At 37.4% G+C, this 3683-nt stretch carries 6 protein-coding genes and 1 pseudogene; all 7 read left to right on the top strand.

Annotated elements, in window-relative coordinates:
• Positions 1 to 13: 13 nt before the first annotated feature.
• On the top strand, positions 14 to 241 hold the full coding sequence (locus HMPREF0518_RS06725; RefSeq protein ID WP_003630198.1) for a helix-turn-helix domain-containing protein: 228 nt from the start codon (positions 14 to 16) through the stop codon (positions 239 to 241).
• Positions 231 to 452 carry a hypothetical protein gene (locus tag HMPREF0518_RS06720; RefSeq protein ID WP_003630196.1) on the top strand — a complete coding sequence of 74 codons (222 nt, stop codon included), beginning with the start codon at positions 231 to 233 and terminating at the stop codon, positions 450 to 452. The genes HMPREF0518_RS06725 and HMPREF0518_RS06720 overlap by 11 nt, the downstream gene beginning before the upstream one ends.
• A gap of 298 nt (positions 453 to 750) precedes the next feature.
• Positions 751 to 942 (top strand): hypothetical protein, encoded by a 192-nt coding sequence (locus HMPREF0518_RS06715; RefSeq protein ID WP_014919460.1) that lies wholly within the window; start codon positions 751 to 753, stop codon positions 940 to 942.
• 270 nt (positions 943 to 1212) lie between these two features.
• Complete coding sequence (locus HMPREF0518_RS06710) at positions 1213 to 1521, top strand: type II toxin-antitoxin system RelB/DinJ family antitoxin (RefSeq protein ID WP_003627337.1); 309 nt, start codon at positions 1213 to 1215, stop codon at positions 1519 to 1521.
• Complete coding sequence (locus HMPREF0518_RS06705; protein ID WP_003627335.1) at positions 1502 to 1669, top strand: type II toxin-antitoxin system RelB/DinJ family antitoxin; 168 nt, start codon at positions 1502 to 1504, stop codon at positions 1667 to 1669. The genes HMPREF0518_RS06710 and HMPREF0518_RS06705 overlap by 20 nt, the downstream gene beginning before the upstream one ends.
• Before the next feature lie 353 nt (positions 1670 to 2022).
• Positions 2023 to 2777 (top strand): annotated as a pseudogene (locus HMPREF0518_RS06700) (DeoR/GlpR family DNA-binding transcription regulator).
• A partial coding sequence (gene pfkB, locus HMPREF0518_RS10340) for a 1-phosphofructokinase (protein ID WP_003627333.1) occupies positions 2777 to 3683 on the top strand: 907 nt, incomplete at its 3' end. The pseudogene HMPREF0518_RS06700 and the gene pfkB, both read left to right, overlap by 1 nt.

Genomic DNA, 3683 nt, shown 5'->3' with positions numbered 1-3683 from the left:
TGAGGCTAAAAATATGATTGAAGTAACCGTTGATTTTATGTTGTTAAAAAGAAAGATGAAATCAAAAGATTTGGCTAAGGCAATTGGCATTACACCAGCCAATTTATCTATTTTGAAAACAGGTAAGGCACATGGTGTTCGTTTTGATACGCTTAGCAAAATTTGTGAGGAATTAGATTGCCAACCCGGTGATCTGCTCAAGTATGTTCCAGATGATGAAGGCAAAAAAGATGAAAAATAAAAATGAATTTTCAGCTTTAAAGTTATTTATCTCGATGCTGATTGCCTGGGCAATAGTATTTGTAGGAGCCTGGGCTAGTAAAGGCTTCAGTGCAGACTTTTTCGCCATGCCACGTTTTACCATAGTGCTAGTTGTTTCTGTTGCCGGTGCAATCGTAATAGGGCCAGCGATTTATGGCTTTTTATATATCGGTAGGAGGCATGACAAGTAAAATCCGTTAGTGAAATTTTGAATTAGATATTGACAAGTCCATCAATAGATATTAGTGTATTAGTTAAGTGGTACGATACAGAAGGACGTGTAGACATGGTCATTACAATAAGTGCAATTATAGTTTTAGGTTATTTAGCCGTTTGTTTTTTAGTCAGTATGGCTAGAACAATTTGAGCAAAGCGTGAAGAATGGCATGTCTACAATGGACAAGGCATGAGCTTTGGAGATGCCTTTGTGAGATATTTTATTGAAGATATCACGCTGGGGCATGTAGCGATTTAGGAGGTGTACGTATGATGATGTACTTACTATATATTTTGATTGGTTTGTTGATTGTTTTAGGTGTTAATTTAGCAATCACTGCATTTTGGGCAGTGCATGATATGTACGTACACCGCGATCGAGAAGACCAAGATCTTACTACTTTCAAAAAATATTTTGTTAAAAATAATAATATTCCGACTAAAATGTCAGATATTTTCAATTAACGAAGCCGCCGCAAGGCGGTTTTTTTGCTGGAAAAAGTTTCGGATTCCCTGTTTTGAGTTAATCTGCAGCACTATTATGTTAAAATTGAAAGCGAATACAAGAAGGCTTGAATAGGGGAATTCTATGACTAATGAACTACACCGGCACTTCAGTGCCGGTGTAGTTCATGTGGATCAGACGTACCTATCCAAAATTGATTTTACAAACCGATGATTTAGGTCCATGGCAAAACTTTAAGCGCGGTTTGCTTAATTAATGGGTGATAGATTATGGATTACAAAGATCAAACTTCGATGCAAAAAACACAACTAAGCATTTCCGTTGATGAAGATTTAGCTAAGGATGTCCAAGAAAAATTAGAAATGCTAGGATTAGATCAAAGTGATTTTTTAATAGGCCTTTTGACTAATATAGCTAATAATAAAAAATTACCTTTTAGCAAGCTTACTAATGAAGAAGAGGAAAAAGCAATATTGGCTGCTAAATTAAGTGCATTAACAACGAGCTGGGGAAATATTCCTGAGTTAAAGAATTTACAACAGTTGAAAGAGTGGCTGAATGAAGAAAAAAACGATTAATATTCAATTGGACAAGGACATCGTTAATACGGCAAAAGCAATTCTAAAAGAAAATAATTTAGCCATAGATGATGCGGTTAAAATGTTGTATAGCCAATTTGTTTTAACTGGGCAGTTACCGTTTAAAATTGGTAAAGGGAAGAATTAATGTCAAAAATAATAGATTTCTTAATCACATACGTCATACTTTTGTGTTACTTTATATTGGATTTCAAAGGAATAAGTTTTCAAATATTCATCAAACCAGCAAGAAATAATCTTGTTGGTTTTTCTTCGTCATTTTTGCGGATTCTTCGTCAAAGTAGGGTAAAATGACTAAGAATAATTATGAGTGACTAAGAAAACAGATCATGTAAACACGCATGATCTGTTTTTTGCGTAAAAAACTGCATAAAAATGAATTTTATTGAAGAAAAATTGCTGAAAATAATTATTCTTGAATAAATATGATTGATTTTGAAAGAGAAAGCGGATACAATAATGATCGAGGTGAAAAAAAGAATGCTGACACAGGAACGCCAAAGCTTAATTGAAAACTACGTTAATCAGCACGAAGTGTGCCGCGTTAGTGAGTTATGCGACTTAACCGATACATCCAAATCTACTATCCGTCGTGATCTTATTCAGATGGAGAAGAACGGTATGCTTAAGCGCGTGCATGGCGGTGCTCAATCAGTAAAGAATTTCTCTCGTGATGTTTCCCAAAACGTCCGCTTTAATTTGAATCACGACGTTAAGATCGCGATTGCTAAATATGCAGCTCGCAACTTCGTTCAACCTGGTGATAATGTCTTTATCGATGCGGGAACGACCACATATAAATTAGTTCCATTTTTGGCCGATATTCCTAAGGTGAAGATCATTACTAATGGCGTTGAAACGGCGTTATGCAGCTTGAATCACGGCATCAAGACCATTTTAATTGGTGGCGAGGTCAAAGACGACACTCATGCGGTGATTGGTCAAACCGCACTTGCTCAAATTAGAGGGATGAATTTTTCAGTTAGCTTTGTTGGAGCCAACGGAATCGAAAAAATGGTAATCTTACAACGCCAGATCCCGAAGAAGCTGCAATTAAGGCTGCCGAAATCAAACAGGCTAGACATGCTTATGTTTTAGCTGATTCATCCAAGATTGGTGAACGCAACTTTGCGGTTTTCGCCAACACTAAGGACGTTTACGTGGTAACAGATCAACTTAAAACCAGTCAAAAAGCGGCATTACCTGCCGATATCAACCTAGAGGAGGCAAAATAATGATATATACAGTAACTGTTAACCCAGCGCTTGACTATGTTCTTCAATTAGAAAAAGTTAACAGCGGGGAAGTTAACAGAACTAATAATGATGCATTTTTAGCAGGTGGGAAAGGAATTAACGTTTCTCAAATTCTTAACCAATTAAGTGTTGATAACACTGCTTGGGGCTTTGTTGGTGGCTTCACTGGCAAGGAATTGGTTCGTCAATTGAACCAAAAGAGAATTGAAAGCGACTTTGTTATTATTTCAGACAACACTCGTGTGAACGTTAAGATTCACGCAGAAAAGGAAACTGAAATTAACGCAGCTGGTCCTAATATTACTGACCAAGAAATCACTGCTTTCAAGGATCGTTTGAACGACTTGAAGGAGGGCGACATTGTTGTCATGAGTGGTTCACTTACTCCAAGTTTGCCAACTGATTTCTATCAATCACTTCTTCCAACTATTAAGGAAGCTGGTGCAGAATTCGTAGTTGATACTACTGGTCAAGCTCTTCTTGATACTTTGGAATACAAGCCATTAGTAATTAAGCCTAACCACCATGAATTGGCTGACCTCTTTGGCGTAACCTTTGATTTTAGCGACGTTATGCTTGAATATGCACAAAAGTTGCTTGATATGGGTGCACAAAACGTAATGGTTTCAATGGCTGGTGAAGGTGGTTTCCTTTTGACCAAGGATCACGTATACCACGCTAAGGGTGCTGTTGGTACTGCCGTTAACTCAGTTGGTGCTGGTGACTCAATGGTCGCTGGTTTCGTTGGTACTTACTACAAGACCCAAGATCCTAAGGAAGGCTTCAGAATTGGTATGGCTTGTGGTGCTGCTACTGCATTTACCAAGGATATTGCTGTAAAGAGTCAAATCGATGCAGTATTACCACAAATTAAGGTTGAACAAA

The organism is Lactobacillus helveticus DSM 20075 = CGMCC 1.1877 (genome assembly GCF_000160855.1).
GTDB classification, from domain to species: domain Bacteria; phylum Bacillota; class Bacilli; order Lactobacillales; family Lactobacillaceae; genus Lactobacillus; species Lactobacillus helveticus.
The sequence above is the reverse complement of the archived record's forward strand: the minus strand, read 5'-3'. Positions and strand labels throughout refer to the sequence as shown.